Source organism: Yoonia sp. SDW83-1 (genome assembly GCF_046762885.1).
GTDB lineage: Bacteria > Pseudomonadota > Alphaproteobacteria > Rhodobacterales > Rhodobacteraceae > Yoonia.
In genome coordinates this window covers 39,456-58,592 of record NZ_JBKQXO010000012.1, presented here as the reverse complement: position 1 = coordinate 58,592, position 19,137 = coordinate 39,456, and the positions used below count along the sequence as shown (strand labels likewise).

Here is a 19,137-nt window from a genome sequence, read left to right as displayed (position 1 = left end):
ACATCAAGGCTCTGCGGCCTCTGTTCGCTTCCGGGGATGCCCGATAATCAGCCGGGCCCCTTTGGAATAGGTCAGGTATGACCAGAACCAGCTGAGCGCCACAACAACAGGTTGCCGCACGCCAATCAGGAAATAGATATGGGCGATGCCCCATAACCACCAGGCGATGAAGCCAGACAGCTTGATCCGGCCGAAATCAATCACCGCCGCGTGGCGACCAATGGTCGCGAGGTTGCCAGCGTGGCGGTAGCTGAAAACCCGAGGGGTTGTTTTTCCAGCCACCCGATCCGCGATCAGCCGGGCCACAAACGCCCCTTCCTGCTTGGCAGCCGGTGCGATACCGGGCACGTCCTGCCCGTCTTTCCATCCCACCCTGGCCGCATCGCCAATCACGAACACGTCCTCATGGCCGGGCACTGACAGGTCTGGTGCCACAGCGACCCGCCCGCCGCGGTCCGTCTCAACGTCAAGCCACCTGTCCAGATGCCTGACCGCCACCCCTGCCCCCCAGACCACGGTCGCGGCAGGCAAGAACCCTTTGTCCGATGTCACCCCGTCTGCGGTGATGTCCTTGACCTGTGTGTCAGTCCAGACCTCGACCCGCAGCCTTTCCAGCGCGGCACGCGCTTTGGCTGACAGATCGGGCGGAAATGGGGCGAGGACACGATCAGCGGCCTCGATCAGGATCACCCGCGCATCGGTTGATTTGATCCGGCGAAAATCACGGGCCAACGTGAAATGGGCCAGTTCGGCGATGGCACCCGCCATCTCGACCCCGGTGGGGCCACCACCCACGACAACAAATGTCAACTCGCGTGCCCGCGCGTCGGGATCGTCGGCCAGTTCGGCCCGTTCAAACGCCATCAGAACCCGCCTGCGGATGTCCGTCGCGTCAACAAGGCGTTTCAGGCCGGGCGCGTGCGCCGCCCAATCGTCGTTGCCGAAATAGGAATGATCGGCACCGGTCGCGACAATCAGATAGTCATAATCAATGACGTTGTCGGCGCTGGTCACCTGTTTGGCGGCGACATCGACGTCCCTGACCTCTGACAAGGTCACAGACACATTGGCCTGGCGCGAAAAAATCGCCCGGATCGGCCAGGCGATATCTGCGGGCGACAGATCGGCCGTTGCAACCTGATAAAGCAGCGGCTGAAACAGGTGATAGTTGCGCCTGTCCACAATCTCAATATCGACGGGCGCGCGTTTAAGGGCCTTTGCCGCGGCCAGACCGCCAAAGCCTGCACCGATGATCACCACTTTGGGACGTGTCGCCATATCTGTCATTGGCCCGACCTTCTCACATATCTTCACGCCTCTAGATCATCACGAAATGCTGCAGGTGCAAGGCCCCGCGACAGCTCTACGCATTTGCCCGGCCACGCGAATGGGATATGTAGTACCCATGCCCTACGAATGGTCATCAGAACCGCCGCATCACGATCCGGATTGGCAGCTCAGCCTCTGGCCATACCGGTCATTGCTGCGCAAGGATTTCGTGCTGTTCATGGGGGCGACCGCAACCCTTGTGTCGCTACCGCTGATTACTCTTCTGGGCACGGTCATCTTGTGGGGCCTGTTGCCGTTCTTCCTACTGATGCTTTGGGGGCTCTGGACGGCACTCAACATCAGCTACAAGCGTGGGGAAGTTCTGGAAGAACTGACCGTGGATGAAACCACCGCACACCTGACGCGGCACAACCCCAAAGGCGATACCCAGGAATGGGAGGCGAACCGGTATTGGGTCACCGTGCATCTGCACCCCAAGGGCGGGCCGGTCGAAAACTACATCACCCTGCGCGGGGGCGACCGCGAGGTCGAGATCGGGGCGTTTCTGGATGCCGGTGAACGGCTGGCGCTTTATGATGACCTCAAGTGCGCGCTGCGCGGCTAGGCGCAGCAGCGCCGCGTCGTAAGATGGGTCTTGACCCATCCCCCCTGCCATTAACCTTTTCAGAGACTTAACGCGCCGCCCGATGGGGTCCGACGTTTTGCCGACGCAAGTCCGACGCAACGCCGACCGGCCAAATCAGGGGCATAGCACCGTTAACCCAACCGTCCCTTGACCATCGGACCGGCCTTTCCGAAATCCATCTGGCCGGTATATTTGCCCTTCAACACGCCCATCACCTTGCCCATATCGCGGATGCTGGTGGCACCCACTTCGGCGATTGCATCATCGACCGCCTTTTCGGCCTCTTCCTCGGTCAGTTGTTTGGGCAGAAATTCCTCTATCACCTTGATTTCAGACAATTCCTTTTCTGCCAATTCCAGCCGCCCGCCCTCTTCATAGGCGCGCGCGCTTTCCTGACGCTGCTTGACCATCCGTCCCATGATGGCCAGCACATCGGCATTGGATACGCCACCGGCCTCATCAGCCGAGCCGCGCAGTGCAATATCTTTGTCCTTGATGGCTGCATTGATCAGCCGCAATGTCGACAGGCGATCCGCCTCTTTCGACTTCATCGCATCCTTCAGGGCCGCAGTGACCCGGTCGCGCATGTCCATGAAAACTCCCGTTCATGACCCTTTGTAGAAGGGCAGACCTTACTGCGCCCGCCCCAGCATGACAAGCGCTCCGGTCGCCACGTCATCCCTTGTTTGCAAGGGCCCGATCTGGCCTTGACCGCGCCTGCCCGCGCCCGTAAACCCGGCCCAATTTGACCGACGGAGGGTGATCGTGATGACACAGAAACCAACGGCCTGTCTGGCCCTTGCGGATGGCACGATTTTCTATGGTGTCGGGTTCGGGGCAACCGGCGAAACAGTGGCCGAGCTTTGCTTTAACACTGCCATGACCGGCTATCAGGAAATCATGACTGATCCGTCCTATGCAGGTCAGGTCGTCACCTTCACCTTCCCTCATATCGGCAATACCGGCGTGAACCCCGAAGATGACGAAACGGCAGACCCTGTCGCCTGCGGTATGGTCGTCAAATGGGACCCGACCACACCGTCTAACTGGCGCTCCACCGAAGAACTGACAACCTGGCTCGCCCGGCGCAACCGCATCGGCATGGGTGGGGTTGATACGCGGCGACTGACCCGCGCGATCCGGCAGCAGGGTGCGCCCCATGTAGCCCTGTCACACGATCCCGACGGCAATTTCGATATAGCAGCGCTCGTCGCAAAAGCCCGCGCATTTCAAGGGCTTGAGGGGCTTGATCTGGCCAAGGATGTCACCTGCGCACAGTCTTATCAATGGAACGAAATGCGGTGGGCCTGGCCCGAAGGTTACAAGCCCCAGACCGCCCCCAAGCACAAGGTCGTCGCGATTGATTACGGCGCGAAACGCAACATCCTGCGCTGTCTGGCAAGTGCCGGATGTGACGTGACCGTCCTGCCCGCCACCGCCACAGCAGAGGATGTGCTGGCACTGAACCCCGATGGGGTTTTTCTGTCCAACGGACCGGGCGATCCTGCAGCAACAGGGAAATATGCCGTCCCGATGATCAAAGGCGTGCTGGACACCGATATCCCCGTTTTTGGGATCTGTCTGGGCCATCAGATGCTGGGGCTGGCTGTCGGGGCCAAAACAATCAAGATGAATCACGGCCATCACGGTGCGAACCACCCCGTTAAGGATATGGAAACCGGAAAGGTGGAAATTACCTCTATGAATCACGGGTTCACCGTTGACAGCCAATCGCTGCCGGACGGGGTGCAGGAAACCCATGTGTCACTATTTGATGGCAGTAATTGCGGGATCCGGATCGCCGATCGCCCTGTTTTCAGTGTCCAATACCACCCAGAGGCCAGCCCTGGCCCACAGGACAGCTATTACCTGTTCGAACGGTTTGCACACGCTATGAGCGAGCGAAACACAACTCATAGTTGAGAATCATTCTTAACTGGACGTTAACCCTGTTCCGCCAGTCTGACTGCCGGGGCGCAAGGGGTAACGATGAGTCATTTAATCAAGCGTGTTCAGGGGTTTGACGCTCAGAACAATGCAGCCGGTCCGCAGGCAGGATTAAGCCGGGAGCTGCTGCGTCTGGCGCTGATTTCCTATGGCGACGCCTGTACGGCGGAACTGACTGCCCAACGGCGCGGCCTGCCACTATCCGAGGTTTATGCGCGCAGCTATGGGGTCTCGCAGCTTTCCATTGCCGGCATTCTGGCCAATGAATGGGATGCCCAGTTGATCAACCCGGTTGAGCAGCCCGCCGATATCAGCCTGATCCGGGCATTCGGGCCGGGGCGGTGTCTGCAGAACGGCGTCATGCCATGGCGCAGGATCGGGGGCGCCACCATCGTGCTCAGCGCCCATCCGGACCGGTTTGACGGCTGCGCCGCTGAACTGCGCACCTGTTTCGGCCCGGTGCGTATGGCGATTACAACGCTTGACCAGATGAACATCGGTATCGGCGCCCAATGCGGTCAGGCTTTGGTCACGGCGGCCGAAACCAAAGTGCCCGCCATCGAAAGCTGCCGCCAGTGGAACGCCCGCTTTGCCCTCATTGTGGGGCTGGCACTGCTTGCATCCATCGCGGTCCTGGCTGTCACAGCGCCTCGGGCGCTGTTTGCAATGGTCACGACCTGGACGATCGTGATCCTGCTTTTCAACACGCTTCTCAAAGGTGCCGCCGCTTACATTGGTTGGCGTGCACCGCCGGAACCCGCCCAGACGGTCACCCCGGCGCGTCTGCCAGTCATAACCATGCTGGTCCCGCTCTATAACGAAACGGCGATTGCCGAACATCTGCTTGCCCGGCTCAAGGCGCTCGATTACCCGCGCGAATTGCTGGATGTCTGCCTGGTGCTTGAGGCGGATGATCACACCACCCGCGCCACGCTGGGGCGCACGATCCTGCCCACCTGGATGCGGCCCATTGTCGTGCCGAAAGGCACGATCAAGACCAAACCACGGGCGCTGAACTATGCGCTCGACTTTGCCCATGGCAGTATCATCGGGATCTGGGATGCCGAAGACGCGCCTGCCGCAAATCAGCTTTACAAGGCTGCCTATGGTTTTGCCAACAGCCCGCCGCAAGTGGCCTGCCTGCAAGGCACGCTGGACTATTACAACGCCGACACCAATTGGCTGACCCGTTGTTTTACAATCGAATATGCAAGCTGGTTCCGGGTGATACTGCCGGGTTTCCGCAAGCTGGGACTGGTTGTGCCACTGGGTGGCACCACCCTGTTCTTTCGGCGCGACGCGTTGGAAAAGCTGGGCGGCTGGGACGCCCATAACGTCACTGAGGATGCTGATCTGGGCGTGCGGCTGGCGCGGCATGGGTATTATACCGACCTGATCGCCACCGTGACCGAGGAAGAGGCGAATGGCCGCCCGTGGCCTTGGGTCAAACAGCGGTCCCGCTGGCTAAAGGGGTATGCCATGACCTATGGCGTTCATATGCGCAACCCGGCCCGGCTGTGGCGCGATCTGGGCGCGCGGCGGTTCTTTGGCCTGCAACTTCTGTTTCTGGGCACATTGTCACAATTTGCGCTGGCCCCAATCCTGTGGACATTCTGGCTGCCAACGCTCGGCTTGGGTCATCCGCTGAGCGTGTATCTGGCCCCTTGGGCGTTCTGGACGCTGGCGGGGCTGTTCATGTTGTCAGAACTGGTCAATCTGGCTGCCGCGACCGTTGGCGTGCGCAAGGCCAGGAAATCCTGGCTGATCAAATGGGCGCTCACCCTGCAATTCTATTTCCCGCTGGCTGCCATCGCCACCTATAAGGGGCTTCTTGAACTGGCAACGCGGCCTTTTTACTGGGACAAGACCGCCCATGGGGTTCTACTGCCGAAAGGGTGGAAATCGCAGGCTATTCAGCCGCCTCAACCGCTGCTGCATCCAGTTTCAGACGGGTGACAAAAGCCTTTGAAATGTGATCGCGCAGCGCTTGGTCGGCTGCATCGCCATCACCCGCCTCGATCGCTTCCACGATCTTGGCGTGTTCTTCCAGTGTGCCCTCTGTCCGGCCCTCGGCTGACAAAGACGTGGTTGCCAGCAGGGCCATGGACCGATGCACCAGATCAAGCTGACGCACCAGAAAACGATTATGCGATGCCAGATGGATTTGCTTGTGAAAACGGCGGTTTGCGCGGCTCAGCGCATTTGGATCACCAACCAAATTCTTGTCATCCTCAAGCATGTCGCGCAGCACCTTGACCTCTTCGGGGGTCGCGTGACGCGCCGCGAGACGGGCTGCCAGCCCCTCAAGCTCACCACGGACGACGTAAAGCTCGGACAGTTGCGAGTGATCCAGTGAGGCCACGATCAGCGACCGCCCATCGCGGGTTAACAATGACTGGGTTTCCAACCGCTGCAACGCCTCGCGAATGGGCGTGCGCGACACGCCGAACCGTTCGGCCAGCTCGCTTTCCACCAGCCGATCACCGGGCTTGTAGATATGGCTGTCAATCGCCTCGAGGATCAGGGCGTAGGCGTCCTTTTGGGATGTGCGCGGGTCGTGCATGGGTGGGAACCTTTCCTAACCCGATGACCTTACGCCCGCGCCGCCCCCGCAATCAAGTCAAAGCGATTGCGCGCAACGGTCGCGCGGCCTAGACATCGGGCATGGTGGCCCGGTTTTTCACACATGTCGACACGTGGGTTTTTGACCTCGATAACACGCTTTATCCCCCGTCTGCGGATCTGTTCGGGCGGATGGATGCAAGGTTCTCGGCCTATGTGATGCGCCTGACGGGCCTTGATCAGGCACGCGCTGCGCGCCTGTGCATCGACTATTGGGACAGTCATGGGTCCACCTTGGCCGGGCTGATGGACGAATATGACATCGATCCACATGATTTTCTGGCCGATGTGCATGATATCGACATATCCCATTTGGCACCCGACCCGGCGCTAAGTGCGGCCATCGGCACCCTGCCCGGCCGCCGGATCGTTTATACCAACGGGTCGGAAAACCATGCCAAGCGGGTGTTGGCCGCCCGTGGCCTGACGCACCAGTTTGACGCCGTTTACGGCGTGGAACATGCTGATTTCAAACCGAAACCGACCCATGATGCCTTTACCCGCGTTTTCAACAAGGACGGCGTTGTGCCCACAAATGCCGCCATGTTTGAAGACGAGGCCCGAAATCTGGCCGTGCCGCATGCGTTGGGGATGCGGACCGTTCATGTCAGCGCAACGCCGGACCAGAGCGACCATGTGCATCATCACACCGATGATCTGGCGGCTTTCTTGTCGCAGTTGGTGCGCTGACCCTTTCCCGTCGCGGTGCGGCCCGCTATGTCGCTGGGCATGGAACGCAAAAACGCTGACATTCTGATCGCCGGCGGCGGGGTCGCCGGTCTGACAGCCGCTGCCGCCTTTGGCACCGCAGGGTTTGACGTGGTCATTGTCGATCCGACCCCGCCTGTCACGGCCCGCGATGCGGACGGTGCCGACTTACGCACCACCGCATTCCTGCAACCGGCCCAACAGTTTCTGGAAACCGCCGGGTTGTGGGACAGATTGGCCCCCGATGCGACGCCTTTGCAGGTGATGCGTATTGTTGATGCCGCTGCCGAACCAATTGTGGTGCGCGATTTTGATGCCGCCGATATCTCTGACAAGCCGTTTGGCTGGAACCTGCCCAACTGGCTGTTGCGGCGGGAAATGGTGGCGCGGCTAGCAGCGTTGCCCAATGTCGATTTCCGCCCCGGCACCGGTTTTGCCAGCATGGTGGCCCGCACCAACGCAGCACTCGTCAACCTGACCGATGGCAGCCAGATCAGTGCGCAACTGGTGATCGGCGCGGATGGTCGCGGTTCTCCGGTACGCGCGGCCGCCGGGATTGGCGTGAAAACAAAGCGTTACGGGCAGAAGGCAGTGACATTTGCGGTCACCCATGACGCGCCGCATAATAATGTCTCGACTGAAATTCACCAATCCGGCGGTCCGTTCACGCTCGTCCCCCTGCCGGATCATGAGGGCAAACCCTGCTCTGCCGTTGTGTGGATGGACCACGGGGCGGAGGCGATGCGGCTTGCAGGCCTGCCCGAAAACCAGTTCGAGGCGGCGGCGAATGAACGATCCGCCTGGCATTATGGTCCGTTGACACTGGCCGCGCCGCGCCATGTCTGGCCCATCATCAGCCAGATAGCAGATCATTTGACCGGCCCGCGCACCGCACTGGTGGCCGAGGCCGCGCATGTCATGCCACCGATCGGGGCGCAGGGGCTGAACATGTCACTGAAAGATCTGTCCTGCCTGCTTGATCTGGCACAGGCCCAGCCCGACCAATTGGGCACGCCAAAGATGCTGGACAGTTACGCGCGCCAGCGTCACCCGGACATCAGATTGCGCGTGACCGGAATTGATGCGCTGAACCGGGCCTCAATCGCGGGCAGCCCGATGGTGCAGGATTTGCGGGCCAAAGGTATTCAGGCGCTGTTCGGCATCACCCCGATCCGGCGGACATTGATGGAACTGGGCCTCGGCGCCCGCTAAAGAACCCGATCAAGGACCGGCACCAGCCGCGCCAGTGTTGCATCCACATCATATAGCTTATCCAGCCCGAAGAGCCCCAGCCGGAATGTGCGGAAATCTGCAGGTTCATCGCATTGCAGCGGCACACCTGCGGCAATCTGCATGCCTGCCGCGGCGAATTTCGACCCGTTCTGAATGTCCGGATCGTCGGTGTAGCTGACCACGACACCGGGGGCGCCGAACCCATCCGCGGCGACCGACCGAATGCCCTTATCCGCCAGCACCTTGCGCACGGCATTGCCCAACGCCCATTGCGCGTCCTTCAGCCGCTCAAACCGGTATTCCCTTGTTTCCAGCATCGTATCCCGAAACGCCCGCAATCCGTCGGTAGGCATGGTCGCGTGATAGGCGTGGCCGCCGTTTTCATAGGCCTGCATGATGCTGTGCCATTTCTTGAGGTCGACGGCGAATGAATCAGCGCTTGTATCCGCCATCCGGTCGACCCCACGCTGCGACATCATCACCAGCCCGGCACACGGGGTCGAGGACCAGCCCTTCTGCGGGGCCGAGATCAGAACATCGACCCCTGTTGCCTTCATGTCGACCCAAGCGCAGCCGGATGCGATGCAGTCAAGCACCATCAGCGCGCCAACCTCATGGGCGGCGGCGGCAAGCGCCGTCAGGTATTCATCCGGCAGAATGATGCCCGCGCTGGTTTCCACATGCGGGGCAAACACGACATCCGGCTTGGCCTCTTGGATGGCCGCAACCACATCGTCAATTGGCGCTGGCGCGAATGGCGCGCGCGTATCGTTGCCCGCCTGCCGCGCCTTCATCACGGTGGTTTTGGCGGTAAACTGTCCGGCCTCGAAAATCTGGCTCCATCGGTAGGAAAACCATCCGTTGCGGACGACAAAGGCATGGGCGTCACGGCCAAACTGTCGTGCGACCGCCTCCATCCCGTAGGTTCCGCCGCCGGGGATGATCGCCACGTGATCAGCATTGTAGACATCTTTCAGCATGGCAGAGATATCTGTCATCACGCCCTGAAAGGCTTTAGACATGTGGTTGAGCGACCGGTCGGTAAAGACGACCGAAAACTCCATCAATCCATCCGGATCAACCTGCGCATTAGCACCATCCATTGTAGCCTCCCTGTCATGATACCCTTGGGTAATCGGCAGGCGGTCCGAACGCAAAGTCTATTTTGGTATACCCGCGCCCATTACGCGGCCGGCGCATTCGGGATTGATGACAGATCTGATGCAAATATCGTGCGGTTCCGCCCCCCGGTCTTTGCCCGGTAAAGCGCCTCATCGGCCTGCTGAATGGCCCGATTGATGTGTTCAACCTGTTCTTTCAGCGATCCGCCGATGGACACCGTCACAGACAACGACTTCCCCTGATAATCGACAACGTCATCTGCAATTGCGCGGCGCATACGTTCGGCAATGCTGAACGCGCCGGACGGCCCTTCATCATAAAGGAAGACGATGAATTCCTCACCGCCGAACCGGCAGACAATATCCTTTTTGCGAGTGTTTTCCTGAAGGATACCTGCGACCCGACTGATTACCGCATCACCGGCCAGATGGCCGAATGTGTCATTGACCGTCTTGAAGAAGTCGATATCGACCATCAGCGATGTGCCGTATGCCTGTGGGTCCGCGCGCATACGAGCAAAGAAAAAATCCCGTGTCGCTGCGTCTGTCAACCTGTCGCGATTGACCAGCCTCTGCAGTTCGGCCCCAAGCTGGATGTTCTTTCGCACCTGCGACCACACGAAGACGCAGAATGGAAATGCGGTGATGGTTGTGACGATGGGTGAAATGGTGAGCGCGGCCATCAAATCCTGTCCCGGAAACAGAAGGAAGACAAAGAACTCCGACACAACAACGGCTGCAACCGTTGTGAGGGCCGCCGCCACCATCACGCCCCACCAAGATGACAAACCAAGTCTCATTTTCGCACGCACATACCCATGGCGGCAAAGATGGATCAGCAAGATGAGAAAAGAGTTAAGCCAGACCGTCTAAATGGGTCCCGGGCGTCGCTCTTCGGACAATAGCACATTAGCCTCGACATCCCCGACCCCGGGCAGCGTCATGATCCGGCGGCGCAGCACCCGCTCAAAATCCGCCAGATCGCGGGCCACGACGCGCAGGCGATAATCATAAAGCCCCAGCACATGATCGACGGTCTGCACTTCGGGGATCGCCCCGATCGCGCGCTCGAAATCCTCAAGGCTGACCCGGCCCTTGGTGGCCAGTTTGACCCCCAAAAATACCGTCACCCCAAATCCGACCTTTTCCGCATCCAGCAGCAAGCGCCGCCCGGCAATGACACCAGCATCCTGCAGACGCCGGATGCGGCGCCATGTGGCGGGCTGGCTCAACCCCAGCCGCTTGGCCAGCCGCGTCGTCGACAGCGCGGCATCTCGCTGCAGCGCCTGCAATATCTGCCGGTCCAGATCATCCAGTGTCATATCGGCAGCCGCATATCTGATTTCACATTGGACACATCCATCAACGCCTCGATATCGGCGATATGCGGCAAGGTCAGAATACGGTCGCGGTAGAGCCGCTGGTAATCCGGCAGATCACGCGCGATCAGCGACAGGCGCACATCGACACGACCCAGAAAGGTCTGGATTTCCAGCACCTCGGGCATCTCGCGAGCGGCGGCCAGAAAATCGTCAAAGGCGCGGGTCACGGTTTTGTCCAGCGTGATGCGCAAGGACACATGCACAGCAAACCCCAGCGCACGCCAATCGATCACCGCGCGCTGGCCTGCAATGATGCCGTCGGCCATCATCCGGTCAACACGGCGGATCACGCGGGCTGGCGTGGCGCCCACCCGTTCCGCCAGTTCCGGCATGGTCATGGCAGGTGCAACCTGTAGCTGCCGCAAAATCGCGCGATCCATATCATCAAGCATAGTATTGGCCATAAATACGATCTGAGCGAATAACAATCTTCTTTCTTCCAAAAATACTCACAAAACAACCCTCCCACCCCGCGCGGCGCCGCGGTACAAGACCGGCAAAGCAACCCAAGAAACAAAGGACCGCCACCATGCGCGTTTATTATGATCGCGATTGCGATGTGAACCTGATCAAGGACAAAAAAGTCGCCATTCTGGGCTACGGCTCCCAGGGCCACGCCCATGCGCTGAACCTGCGCGACAGTGGTGCCAAGAACCTTGTCGTCGCTCTGCGTGAGGGCTCTCCTTCTGCCGCCAAGGCTGAAGGTGAGGGCTTGCAGGTTATGGGCATTGCAGAGGCTGCGGCCTGGTGTGATGTAATCATGTTCACCATGCCCGATGAATTGCAGGCCGAAACCTATAAGAAATACGTGCATGACAACCTGCGCGAAGGCTCTGCCATTGCCTTTGCCCACGGGCTGAACGTGCATTTCGGCCTGATCGAACCCAAGGCTGGTGTCGACGTGATCATGATGGCCCCCAAGGGTCCGGGCCACACGGTGCGCGGCGAATATACGAAAGGCGGCGGTGTGCCATGTCTGGTAGCCGTTGATACCGACGCATCCGGCAAGGCCTTGGAAATCGGCCTCTCCTATTGCTCAGCCATTGGTGGCGGGCGTTCCGGCATCATTGAGACCAACTTCCGTCAGGAATGCGAGACCGATCTTTTTGGGGAACAGGCCGTACTCTGCGGCGGGATCGTGGAACTGATCCGGATGGGTTTCGAAACGCTGGTCGAGGCCGGGTACGAACCCGAAATGGCCTATTTCGAGTGCCTGCACGAAACCAAGCTGATCGTGGACCTGATCTATGAAGGCGGGATCGCCAACATGAACTACTCGATCTCGAATACGGCTGAATATGGTGAATATGTCAGCGGCCCGCGCATCCTGCCATATGACGAGACCAAGAAGCGGATGAAGGACGTACTGACCGACATCCAGACCGGTAAGTTTGTGCGTGACTTCATGCAGGAAAACGCTGTCGGCCAGCCATATTTCAAGGCGACGCGCCGGATCAACGATGAACACCAGATCGAAAAGGTTGGTGAAAAGCTGCGCGCCATGATGCCCTGGATTTCCGAAGGCAAGATGGTCGACAAAGCAAAGAACTGATCGGCACCGTAAGATGGGTCTTGACCCATCCTGTTCAAAAGAAAGGCCCGGTCAGCGACCGGGCCTTTTCTTTAGCGAAACGGCTGTGGGCCGGGGCCGTCTTTGGCCAATGATGACTTCGGACGCGGGTTGTCCGCCATCCTCTTTTCCGTGCGATGCTTGCTCCACAAGGCAAAGACAATCGCAAGGGTCATGGTTACAAAGGCCAGCGCCGGGACAAGAAATTCACCACCCATGATATATTCCTCCATCTAAGATTGCATTCGCGAATACAACCCGGATGAGGCTTCATGGTTCCATAATCACCGGAAAAGCGGCCTCAAAGGCCGCTGATCCATCGCGACTGAACAGAATGACGCGACTATCGGCATCCCGCCGCACCCAGCCGCACGTTTCCATCCGCGTCAGCATCGCCCGCCCTAATGAACCTGCAAGATGCGTGCGCCGTTCACTCCAATCAAGGCAGGACCGGCAAAGCGGTGCCCTGCTGGACGTCAGCCCGTCCAGATCGATCCCGAACTCTTCCGCAAAGGATTTACCGTCCGGTGTCAGGGCTACCTCATCACGGTCTTCGCGCACCAATCCGCGCCTTAGCAGGCTGGCATACATCTGCACGCCCTTTTGCCCTGCCAGATGGTTGTAGCAGACCCGCGCGTGGCGCAATGCCGCGTCTTTCGGCCCGGTCCGCGTGCGCAACTGGCCAGCCGCCAATCCCATCAGCCCTTCCAGCGCGGCGGCCACATCGGCATTTGCCAGCGCGAAATATTTGTGCCGCCCCTGTTTGCGCACCTGCACCAGATCACCGCTTTGCAGCTTACCCAAATGTCCGCTGGCGGTCTGGGCGGTGACACCTGCCTCTGCCGCCAATTCGCTGGCGGTCAACGCTTTGCCGTTCATCAGCGCCATCAGCATGTTGGCCCGCGCTGGATCACCGATCAGCGCGGCAACACGAGAGATATCGGGACCTTCTTTCATAGTTCGACGTTAACCGAAGCATTCACCGCATTCAATCCGCTAGACATAGGGCATATCAAAACGGAGCACCCCATGCTGACCTGCATCATCAAGTACCATATCGACCCCACCAAGACATCTCAGTTCGAAACCTATGCCCGCAACTGGGGTCAGGCCATTCCGCGCAATGGGGCGGATCTGATCGGGTATTACGCACCGCACGAAGGCTCATCCACGCTGGCTTACGGTATTTACAACGTCCCCTCACTCGCCGCTTACGAGGCCTATCGACAAAGGCTGGCCACCGACCCGCTGGGCGCGGAAAACTATGCCTTTGCGCAGCGCGAAAAGTTTATCCTGCGCGAGGACCGCACATTTCTGCGTCTCGCCTCAACCCCACATGGAGACACAGAATGATTGCCGTCATATTCGAGGTGCAGCCGAAACAGGACCAGATCGACGATTATCTGCACCACGCTGCAGATTTGCGACAGATGCTGGAAAACATGCCCGGTTTCATATCTGTTGAACGGTTCCGCAGCCTGTCAGACCCGGACAAGCTGCTGTCACTGTCCTTTTTCGAAGATGAAGCGGCCGTGGCGCGCTGGCGCAACATGCCCAAACACCGGACGACCCAAACCGCCGGACGGTCGGGTATGTTCGCCGATTACAGGTTACGCGTGGCAGAGGTCGCGCGCGACTACGGCTTGCATGATCGCGTCCAAGCGCCCAAAGACAGTCTGGACATTCATCGCTGACGAAAGCCCCCCACAGATATGGCAAACCAACCCACGCTCAGCAATTGGCTGTCGATTGCAGCACTTGGCCTGATCTGGGGCGGTACCTTCATGGTGGTGGCCATTGCGCTGGAAGGGTATGGGCCATTCACCGTCGCGTGCGCCCGGACAAGTCTGGGCGCGGCAGCCCTGTTGATCCTGATGCGGGTCACGGGGTCGCCCCTCCCTGCCTTTACCCCACGGATGCTCAAGTACCTGCTGGCGATAGGTATACTCAACACTGCCGTCCCGTTCGCGTTGCTAAGCTGGGGGCAGCAATTTGTACCTTCCGCCTTTGCAGGTATCTCAATGGCCGCTCTGCCGCTATTCGTGCTGCCACTTGCTCATGTCTTCACCGACGAAAAACTGAGCCTGCGCAATACAATTGGCGTGGTTCTAGGGTTCATCGGCGCTGTGGTTCTGATCGGCCCGAGCGTTTTGCGGATCGGGACGGGAATGGAACCGTTGGGCCAGATTGCCTGCGTCGCAGCGGCCATGTCCTATGCAGTGTCCAGCATCATGACCCGGCGCTGCCCGCCCATTGACCCGACTACCATGGCGGCACTCTTGCTGACGGTGGGCGCGATGGCGTTGATCCCGGCAATGTTATGGATTGAGGGCGTGCCCGATATCGGAACGGCTCGGGCCACCTGGGCGATCCTATTTCTGGGGTTCATTCCGACGGCATTGGCCGCATTGATCAGGGTCGCCACCATCCGTTCGGCAGGCGCTGTTTTCATGACACTTGTGAATTACCAGGTTCCGCTCTGGTCGGTCATCTTTGGCGTGCTGATCCTGAACGAGGTGTTGCCGCTTCGGTTTTTTGCCGCACTTGGGCTGATCCTGACCGGTCTGGCGATTAGCCAATGGGGCAGTCTACGCCGCCTCCTGACGCGGAACACGTGACAAAATCAAGGCCGTGCGGGCACGTTCGATAAAATCAGCATGTTTGATGATAGAAAGGGAGGCCGCGGCCATCCCGAATTTAGTCTGCGCTGTGTGATCCGGTTTGGCAGGATCCCTGCGCCAGTAGCGGTCGTCCATGACATTATGCGACAGCATATCATGCGCGTCCTTTTCCCCGGTGCCCAATGTCCCCAGATTGTTGAAACCCCGAACCATGACACGCTTGACCTGCATCAGGTTGCACATGCGGCCTGACACGACCATGCTATGCGCTGGAAACTCTTTCGGTCCGGTGATCAAAACATCGCCCACTTCCGCCAGCTTGTACAAGCTGGCATTGTCCGCCACCGTCCGCGCCTCTTTGCAGAAGAGTTGCCCATAGGCCGCGTGAATTCCGTTTCCAAATCCACGGTCATGCACCGACCCATCCACACAATTTGCGCAATAGGCACGAAAGATGCGACTGACCGCCGCATTCGCTTCAGCGCCCGTGCAATTGAGGGCCATAAAGGCCCAGTGCATCATGGCCAGATGACAGCTATAGCCTACGCTGGCCGCAGCACCCCCGTTCGATTGATTATGCGTGATCGTTCCCGGATTTGGTGCGTATTGTGCCAGTACGGCAAGGTGTTGTGCGGTCATAGCAGCCCCCATGCAGATGCATCGCCAGATGGGGTTCACTACCAAATGAATGTCAAAGTGACTGTGTCTGTCGACACTAACCAGGTCAGACCGCCGCTTCGACCTCGGCCACGATCCCGTCGACGACCTGGCCCAACAGCCCGTCATCCTCGCATTCGGCCATCACGCGGATCAGCGGTTCGGTCCCGGATTTCCGGATCAAAAGCCGACCCTTGCCCTGCAAACGTACTTCTGCATCGGCAATGGATTTGCGCACCGTGTCCGCATTCAAAGGGTCCTGTCCCACTGCATAGCGTACGTTTCTGAGCATTTGCGGAACGGTTTCAAAACTCCGGCTCAGCTCGCTCGACTTGCGACCAGTCTCGACCATAGCCGCCAGAAACTGCAGCCCGGCCAGCAGACCGTCACCGGTGGTCGCGAAATCAGTCATCACGATATGACCCGACTGCTCACCACCCAGGTTCCAACCATTGGCCCGCATCGCTTCAACCACGTAGCGGTCACCGACGGCGGTGCGTTCCAGCCGCAACCCGCGCCCGTCCAGATAGCGCTCCAGACCAAGGTTCGACATCACCGTCGCGACAAGTGTGCCCCCGTTCAGCCGGTCCTGATCGGCCCAGCGCCCCGCCATCAAGGCCATGATCTGATCGCCATCGGCAACGGCGCCATTTTCGTCGAGGATCATCACTCGGTCCGCGTCACCGTCAAGGCAAATGCCAACATCGGCCCCTTCGTCTCGGATGGTCTGCGCGGCCAAGGCGGTGCTGGTCGAACCGCACCCATCGTTGATGTTATAGCCGTTCGGCGTGACACCCACGGGGATGACGGTTGCGCCCAGTTCCCACAAAACCTCCGGCGCCACCTTGTAGCCCGCGCCATTGGCGCAATCGATCACCACTTTCAGACCATCAAGGCGCATGCCCGCCGGAAAGGTGGATTTGACCCGTTCGGCATAACGGAAGCGCCCATCGTCGATCCGTTTCGCGCGCCCGATATTCTGCGCCTGTGCCGGTTCAATCTCACCCGCGATCAACTCTTCGATCTCGGCCTCAGCCTCATCCGATAGTTTGAACCCATCAGGGCCAAAAAACTTAATCCCGTTGTCATGATGCGGGTTGTGGCTGGCCGAAAGCATGATCCCCACATCGGCACGCATCGAGGTGGTCAGAAGGCCCACGGCAGGGGTGGGCACAGGCCCGAGCAGCAGCACGTTCATGCCCGTACTTGTCAGACCTGCCGTCAGCGCGTTTTCGAACATGTAACCCGACAAACGCGTGTCCTTGCCAATCACCACCCGGTGCACATTGGACCCGTCGCGCCGGAAATAGCGCCCGGCGGCCGCGCCCACCTTCAACACCATCTCTGCTGTCATGGGATAGGCATTTGCCTTGCCCCGCACCCCGTCGGTCCCGAAAAGCTTGCGTGTCATTGTCGCTGTGCCCCGCTGATTGCCTGTTCCAGGTCGAACGCCTGTTTGGTCTCGAATGTATCGTGGACCCGCAGGATTTGCACCCCCTGACGCAAGCCATGTAGGGCGACAGCGACAGATCCCCCTAGTCGGTCGGTTGCCGCATCGCCGCCGCCCAGCACGCTGATGAACAGCTTGCGCGATGCGCCCAGCAGGATCGGGCAGCCCAGCGCGTGAAATAACGCCAGCCCCCTCAAGAGTGCCAGATTATGCGCGACCTTTTTGCCGAAGCCGATACCTGGATCAACGATGATCTGGTCTCGGGCGATTCCCGCAGCCTCGGCCACTGCGATGCGGTCTTCGAGGAAGTCGTAAACATCGAGCAGTACGTCATCATAGCGCGGATCGGCCTGCATTGTTTTGGGATCACCTTGCGCATGCATCAGGCAAACCGGCAGACCGCCGTTGGCCGCCACATCAGCCAGACGCGGATCGAAGGTGAACGCCGCGACATCATTGATCAGGCTGGCCCCGGCGTTGACCGCTGCCTCGGCCACTGCCGCCTTGCGCGTGTCTATGGAAATGGCGACGTCGCTTGCGGCCCGCAACGCGCCAATAACCGGGGCGGTTCTGGCAACCTCCTCCGCCATATCAACCTCACCGGCGCCCGGGCGCGTGCTTTCCCCGCCAATATCGATGATATCCGCCCCCGCCGCAATCATCTGAGTGGCATGTGAAACGGCCAGATCAGGATCGGTGAACCGACCACCATCCGAAAAACTGTCTGGCGTGACATTCAGGATACCCATGATCCGTGGCTGATCCATGGAGAGACCGGCAATTGCGGCCCGCGGCGCTGTTAGTAAGGTTAGCACGGCGGCCGGTATATTCGCCGCTGGTACATGCTGCAAAGGCGCGCCGCGCTGATGCACAGCAACGTGGCTGAACCATGCCCAGCCGCCAGCGAGGGGCAGTGCATCAGCGGGCCGGTTTGGCCCGGTCTGCACCCATGGGCGATAATAACGCTTCATTGCAATGATGTGGCACTGACATCTGCCACACGCACCGGCATCGCCGCCTCTGGCGCATCGTCACCAATCACCAGCAATTCCATCGCTTCCATTTCAGCAGCGAACCATGCCACCAGCGCCACCGCGTCGCGCGGGCTGGCGGACGGGCCATCCACCGCATCCAGCACGATCTTGGACGGGGCCCAGATACATATCTGGCCGTTTTTCATCGCCCAATCCAACTCCGTCCTTGTACCAACCACCTTGCAGCGGCGGTCACGGGCGGCCAAAGTCCAGGCGTTTTGTTCAATGGCCAAAAGGTCGATCCGGCGTTGCGCCAGGGCATTGCCCGCCTGCGGCGCGGGCAATTCAGCAGCACCGACGCATAGGATCAGAGGTGCATCCATCGCCGCCAACTGATCAATCCAATCGCCCAAATGGGGTGCCGCGACAGCCGCATTGGACAGATAGACGACACGCGGATGCGGGGCCTCCACATGATCCTGCCCGGCCAGATGCACGCCATCGCGCGACCGCACGATCTCAACCCCTAAGGCAAAGGGACCGCGATCCAGCTTTTCGATCCGGACAAATACCCGCTCTGCCTGCGGTTCAAGAAGGATGCGTTCCGCCACCCGGGCGGCAAGTGTTTCCAACAGGTTCAGGCGTTCAGCCTCAAGCTCGATCCCGATCGCCTCGGTCACTTTGTCATAAGACAGGATGCGGTCTACATCATCGTCGATCGGGCCGCTCAGCGGCAGCACCTCGACCACCACGTTAAAGCGGACGCGCTGCAACTTGCCGCGTTCCTGCTGAAACGCACCAATCTCGACCTCGACGACATAATCGCGCAAAGAGATACGGTCGCATGGGGTCTGGCTGCTCGCCTCGGCCCGCTCGCTTGGATGGGCAAAGGCAAGGCGAATATCATCTGTCATGGCACGGTCCGAACGCGAAGATT

22 protein-coding genes are annotated in these 19,137 nt (G+C 59.7%); 9 read left to right on the top strand and 13 right to left on the bottom strand.

Annotated features, from left to right (window positions below):
• Nucleotides 1–3: 3 nt before the first annotated feature.
• A complete protein-coding gene (locus ACFWW4_RS15840) occupies nucleotides 4–1,287 on the bottom strand; it encodes an NAD(P)/FAD-dependent oxidoreductase (RefSeq protein WP_411891749.1) in 1,284 nt (427 codons plus the stop codon).
• A gap of 118 nt (nucleotides 1,288–1,405) precedes the next feature.
• Between ACFWW4_RS15840 and ACFWW4_RS15835 the strand changes: the two genes are divergently transcribed.
• On the top strand, nucleotides 1,406–1,894 hold the full coding sequence (locus ACFWW4_RS15835) for a DUF2244 domain-containing protein (RefSeq protein WP_411891849.1): 489 nt from the start codon (nucleotides 1,406–1,408) through the stop codon (nucleotides 1,892–1,894).
• A 152-nt stretch (nucleotides 1,895–2,046) separates the two neighbouring features.
• On the opposite strand, the gene ACFWW4_RS15830 is transcribed toward ACFWW4_RS15835, so the two are convergent.
• Nucleotides 2,047–2,508 carry a GatB/YqeY domain-containing protein gene (locus ACFWW4_RS15830; RefSeq protein WP_411891748.1) on the bottom strand — a complete coding sequence of 154 codons (462 nt, stop codon included), beginning with the start codon at nucleotides 2,506–2,508 and terminating at the stop codon, nucleotides 2,047–2,049.
• 175 nt (nucleotides 2,509–2,683) lie between these two features.
• Between ACFWW4_RS15830 and carA the strand changes: the two genes are divergently transcribed.
• Nucleotides 2,684–3,838 carry a glutamine-hydrolyzing carbamoyl-phosphate synthase small subunit gene (gene carA / locus ACFWW4_RS15825; RefSeq protein WP_411891747.1) on the top strand — a complete coding sequence of 385 codons (1,155 nt, stop codon included), beginning with the start codon at nucleotides 2,684–2,686 and terminating at the stop codon, nucleotides 3,836–3,838.
• 66 nt (nucleotides 3,839–3,904) lie between these two features.
• Complete coding sequence (locus ACFWW4_RS15820) at nucleotides 3,905–5,818, top strand: glycosyltransferase family 2 protein (protein ID WP_411891746.1); 1,914 nt, start codon at nucleotides 3,905–3,907, stop codon at nucleotides 5,816–5,818.
• Here ACFWW4_RS15820 and ACFWW4_RS15815 read toward each other — a convergent pair.
• Nucleotides 5,772–6,425, bottom strand: coding sequence for a GntR family transcriptional regulator (locus ACFWW4_RS15815; protein WP_393930977.1), 654 nt, complete (start codon nucleotides 6,423–6,425; stop codon nucleotides 5,772–5,774). The genes ACFWW4_RS15820 and ACFWW4_RS15815 overlap by 47 nt on opposite strands.
• A gap of 101 nt (nucleotides 6,426–6,526) precedes the next feature.
• Between ACFWW4_RS15815 and ACFWW4_RS15810 the strand changes: the two genes are divergently transcribed.
• Both ACFWW4_RS15810 and ACFWW4_RS15805 read left to right on the top strand, forming a co-directional pair.
• A complete protein-coding gene (locus ACFWW4_RS15810) occupies nucleotides 6,527–7,174 on the top strand; it encodes a pyrimidine 5'-nucleotidase (RefSeq protein WP_411891745.1) in 648 nt (215 codons plus the stop codon).
• 39 nt (nucleotides 7,175–7,213) lie between these two features.
• Nucleotides 7,214–8,404: a UbiH/UbiF family hydroxylase gene (locus ACFWW4_RS15805; protein WP_411891744.1), complete on the top strand. Its 1,191-nt coding sequence runs from the start codon at nucleotides 7,214–7,216 to the stop codon at nucleotides 8,402–8,404.
• Here the strand turns inward: ACFWW4_RS15805 and ACFWW4_RS15800 are convergent.
• From ACFWW4_RS15800 to ACFWW4_RS15785, 4 genes are all read right to left on the bottom strand, one after another.
• On the bottom strand, nucleotides 8,401–9,528 hold the full coding sequence (locus tag ACFWW4_RS15800) for an aminotransferase class V-fold PLP-dependent enzyme (RefSeq protein WP_411891743.1): 1,128 nt from the start codon (nucleotides 9,526–9,528) through the stop codon (nucleotides 8,401–8,403). The two genes, ACFWW4_RS15805 and ACFWW4_RS15800, sit on opposite strands and share 4 nt — an antisense overlap.
• Nucleotides 9,529–9,608: 80 nt before the next feature.
• Nucleotides 9,609–10,334, bottom strand: coding sequence for a GGDEF domain-containing protein (locus ACFWW4_RS15795; protein WP_411891742.1), 726 nt, complete (start codon nucleotides 10,332–10,334; stop codon nucleotides 9,609–9,611).
• Between the two features lie 81 nt (nucleotides 10,335–10,415).
• Nucleotides 10,416–10,868: an Lrp/AsnC family transcriptional regulator gene (locus ACFWW4_RS15790; RefSeq protein ID WP_411891741.1), complete on the bottom strand. Its 453-nt coding sequence runs from the start codon at nucleotides 10,866–10,868 to the stop codon at nucleotides 10,416–10,418.
• Nucleotides 10,865–11,320: an Lrp/AsnC family transcriptional regulator gene (locus tag ACFWW4_RS15785; protein WP_411891848.1), complete on the bottom strand. Its 456-nt coding sequence runs from the start codon at nucleotides 11,318–11,320 to the stop codon at nucleotides 10,865–10,867. The genes ACFWW4_RS15790 and ACFWW4_RS15785 overlap by 4 nt, the downstream gene beginning before the upstream one ends.
• A 137-nt stretch (nucleotides 11,321–11,457) precedes the next feature.
• Between ACFWW4_RS15785 and ilvC the strand changes: the two genes are divergently transcribed.
• Nucleotides 11,458–12,480: a ketol-acid reductoisomerase gene (gene ilvC, locus ACFWW4_RS15780; RefSeq protein ID WP_411891740.1), complete on the top strand. Its 1,023-nt coding sequence runs from the start codon at nucleotides 11,458–11,460 to the stop codon at nucleotides 12,478–12,480.
• A gap of 71 nt (nucleotides 12,481–12,551) precedes the next feature.
• Here ilvC and ACFWW4_RS15775 read toward each other — a convergent pair whose 3' ends face one another.
• Together ACFWW4_RS15775 and ACFWW4_RS15770 are read right to left on the bottom strand one after the other, a co-directional pair.
• A complete protein-coding gene (locus tag ACFWW4_RS15775) occupies nucleotides 12,552–12,716 on the bottom strand; it encodes a hypothetical protein (protein WP_411891739.1) in 165 nt (54 codons plus the stop codon).
• Nucleotides 12,717–12,768: 52 nt separating this feature from the next.
• The gene (locus ACFWW4_RS15770) at nucleotides 12,769–13,455 is read right to left on the bottom strand and encodes an ArsR/SmtB family transcription factor (RefSeq protein WP_411891738.1); all 687 of its coding nucleotides are present in this window, start codon (nucleotides 13,453–13,455) and stop codon (nucleotides 12,769–12,771) included.
• Nucleotides 13,456–13,527: 72 nt separating this feature from the next.
• On the opposite strand from ACFWW4_RS15770, the gene ACFWW4_RS15765 reads away from it, so the two are divergent.
• From ACFWW4_RS15765 to ACFWW4_RS15755, 3 genes are read left to right on the top strand one after another with little or no spacing between them, the layout of a single operon-like run.
• Entirely contained in the window at nucleotides 13,528–13,851 is a 324-nt protein-coding gene (locus ACFWW4_RS15765) for an NIPSNAP family protein (RefSeq protein WP_411891737.1), read from the top strand.
• The gene (locus tag ACFWW4_RS15760; RefSeq protein WP_411891736.1) at nucleotides 13,848–14,192 is read left to right on the top strand and encodes an antibiotic biosynthesis monooxygenase family protein; all 345 of its coding nucleotides are present in this window, start codon (nucleotides 13,848–13,850) and stop codon (nucleotides 14,190–14,192) included. The genes ACFWW4_RS15765 and ACFWW4_RS15760 overlap by 4 nt, the downstream gene beginning before the upstream one ends.
• 18 nt (nucleotides 14,193–14,210) lie before the next feature.
• Complete coding sequence (locus ACFWW4_RS15755) at nucleotides 14,211–15,116, top strand: DMT family transporter (RefSeq protein WP_411891735.1); 906 nt, start codon at nucleotides 14,211–14,213, stop codon at nucleotides 15,114–15,116.
• Here ACFWW4_RS15755 and ACFWW4_RS15750 read toward each other — a convergent pair.
• The 4 genes from ACFWW4_RS15750 to ACFWW4_RS15735 form a co-directional block, all read right to left on the bottom strand.
• Entirely contained in the window at nucleotides 15,087–15,758 is a 672-nt protein-coding gene (locus ACFWW4_RS15750) for a hypothetical protein (protein ID WP_411891734.1), read from the bottom strand. The genes ACFWW4_RS15755 and ACFWW4_RS15750 overlap by 30 nt on opposite strands.
• Before the next feature lie 85 nt (nucleotides 15,759–15,843).
• Nucleotides 15,844–17,187 carry a phosphoglucosamine mutase gene (glmM, locus tag ACFWW4_RS15745; protein WP_393930949.1) on the bottom strand — a complete coding sequence of 448 codons (1,344 nt, stop codon included), beginning with the start codon at nucleotides 17,185–17,187 and terminating at the stop codon, nucleotides 15,844–15,846.
• Entirely contained in the window at nucleotides 17,184–18,197 is a 1,014-nt protein-coding gene (folP, locus tag ACFWW4_RS15740) for a dihydropteroate synthase (protein WP_411891733.1), read from the bottom strand. Before folP ends, glmM begins: the two co-directional genes overlap by 4 nt.
• Nucleotides 18,194–19,114 (bottom strand): dihydroneopterin aldolase, encoded by a 921-nt coding sequence (locus tag ACFWW4_RS15735; protein WP_411891732.1) that lies wholly within the window; start codon nucleotides 19,112–19,114, stop codon nucleotides 18,194–18,196. Before ACFWW4_RS15735 ends, folP begins: the two co-directional genes overlap by 4 nt.
• Nucleotides 19,115–19,137 lie beyond the last annotated feature (23 nt).

Coding starts and splice junctions, on each gene's coding strand:
- ACFWW4_RS15820 (WP_411891746.1), top strand. CDS start 3,905: ATGAGTCATTTAATCAAGCGTGTTCAGGGGTTTGACGCTCAGAACAAT.
- ACFWW4_RS15755 (WP_411891735.1), top strand. CDS start 14,211: ATGGCAAACCAACCCACGCTCAGCAATTGGCTGTCGATTGCAGCACTT.
- ACFWW4_RS15840 (WP_411891749.1), bottom strand. CDS start 1,287: ATGACAGATATGGCGACACGTCCCAAAGTGGTGATCATCGGTGCAGGC.
- ACFWW4_RS15785 (WP_411891848.1), bottom strand. CDS start 11,320: ATGCTTGATGATATGGATCGCGCGATTTTGCGGCAGCTACAGGTTGCA.
- ACFWW4_RS15750 (WP_411891734.1), bottom strand. CDS start 15,758: ATGACCGCACAACACCTTGCCGTACTGGCACAATACGCACCAAATCCG.
- glmM (WP_393930949.1), bottom strand. CDS start 17,187: ATGACACGCAAGCTTTTCGGGACCGACGGGGTGCGGGGCAAGGCAAAT.
- ACFWW4_RS15765 (WP_411891737.1), top strand. CDS start 13,528: ATGCTGACCTGCATCATCAAGTACCATATCGACCCCACCAAGACATCT.
- ACFWW4_RS15830 (WP_411891748.1), bottom strand. CDS start 2,508: ATGGACATGCGCGACCGGGTCACTGCGGCCCTGAAGGATGCGATGAAG.
- ACFWW4_RS15760 (WP_411891736.1), top strand. CDS start 13,848: ATGATTGCCGTCATATTCGAGGTGCAGCCGAAACAGGACCAGATCGAC.
- ACFWW4_RS15835 (WP_411891849.1), top strand. CDS start 1,406: ATGCCCTACGAATGGTCATCAGAACCGCCGCATCACGATCCGGATTGG.
- ilvC (WP_411891740.1), top strand. CDS start 11,458: ATGCGCGTTTATTATGATCGCGATTGCGATGTGAACCTGATCAAGGAC.
- ACFWW4_RS15790 (WP_411891741.1), bottom strand. CDS start 10,868: ATGACACTGGATGATCTGGACCGGCAGATATTGCAGGCGCTGCAGCGA.
- ACFWW4_RS15815 (WP_393930977.1), bottom strand. CDS start 6,425: ATGCACGACCCGCGCACATCCCAAAAGGACGCCTACGCCCTGATCCTC.
- ACFWW4_RS15735 (WP_411891732.1), bottom strand. CDS start 19,114: ATGACAGATGATATTCGCCTTGCCTTTGCCCATCCAAGCGAGCGGGCC.
- folP (WP_411891733.1), bottom strand. CDS start 18,197: ATGAAGCGTTATTATCGCCCATGGGTGCAGACCGGGCCAAACCGGCCC.
- ACFWW4_RS15805 (WP_411891744.1), top strand. CDS start 7,214: ATGGAACGCAAAAACGCTGACATTCTGATCGCCGGCGGCGGGGTCGCC.
- carA (WP_411891747.1), top strand. CDS start 2,684: ATGACACAGAAACCAACGGCCTGTCTGGCCCTTGCGGATGGCACGATT.
- ACFWW4_RS15770 (WP_411891738.1), bottom strand. CDS start 13,455: ATGAAAGAAGGTCCCGATATCTCTCGTGTTGCCGCGCTGATCGGTGAT.
- ACFWW4_RS15800 (WP_411891743.1), bottom strand. CDS start 9,528: ATGGATGGTGCTAATGCGCAGGTTGATCCGGATGGATTGATGGAGTTT.
- ACFWW4_RS15775 (WP_411891739.1), bottom strand. CDS start 12,716: ATGGGTGGTGAATTTCTTGTCCCGGCGCTGGCCTTTGTAACCATGACC.
- ACFWW4_RS15810 (WP_411891745.1), top strand. CDS start 6,527: ATGGTGGCCCGGTTTTTCACACATGTCGACACGTGGGTTTTTGACCTC.